The organism is Aquimarina litoralis, assembly GCF_039523995.1.
Taxonomy (GTDB): domain Bacteria; phylum Bacteroidota; class Bacteroidia; order Flavobacteriales; family Flavobacteriaceae; genus Aquimarina; species Aquimarina litoralis.
The window spans coordinates 1-692 of the sequence record NZ_BAAAGE010000029.1 but is presented as its reverse complement, the minus strand read 5'-3'; the positions used below and the strand labels follow the sequence as shown (position 1 = coordinate 692).

The following is a 692-nucleotide window of genomic DNA, read 5'->3' as shown; positions in this document are numbered from 1 at the left end:
GTCCAAATGCTCTCTGAACCAGCACAACAGAAGCCTACGGCTTCTGGGGCGATGCAGTTCGAGGGTGGCGCAGCAGCACACACATCTTGTCAATCGGCGTCTAAAAGGGACCCCCTATCGGCGTGCAATAGGGACCCCCTTTTGAGGTTCGGGATGGACGTCACGAGCGCACCGCTTGCGAGGGTTGGGGCGTAGGGAGGGCGTAGCCCGACCGGAGGCTCAACCCTCGCCTGGCGTTCTTCGTGGAGGGTTAGCTGCGGTGTTTGAAGCGCCAGCTGTCGTTGCCGGTCTCGACGATGTCGCAGTGGTGGGTGATGCGGTCGAGCAGGGCCGTGGTCATCTTGGGATCGCCGAACACGGTCGGCCATTCGCCGAAGGCGAGGTTGGTCGTGACGATCACCGAGGTCCGCTCGTAGAGCTTGCTGATCAGGTGGAACAGCAGCTGGCCGCCCGAGCGGGCGAACGGCAGGTAGCCAAGCTCGTCGAGGACCACGACGTCGAGGCGGCAGAGGTGAGCAGCCAGCGCACCGGCCTTGCCCAGGCGGGTCTCCTCCTCGAGGCGGTTCACCAGGTCGACGGTGTTGAAGTACCGGCCACGCGCCCCGGCCCGCACGACGTTGGCGATGATGGCGGTGGCCAGGTGGGTCTTGCCCGTGCCGGTCCCGCCGACCAGCACGATGTTGCGCCGGTTC

General features: G+C 65.5%; 1 protein-coding gene. It reads right to left on the bottom strand.

Annotated features, from left to right (window positions below):
• Nucleotides 1–250 precede the first annotated feature (250 nt).
• Nucleotides 251–692: ATP-binding protein (locus ABD077_RS25145; RefSeq protein WP_343914947.1), on the bottom strand; the 442-nt coding region annotated here is incomplete at its 5' end.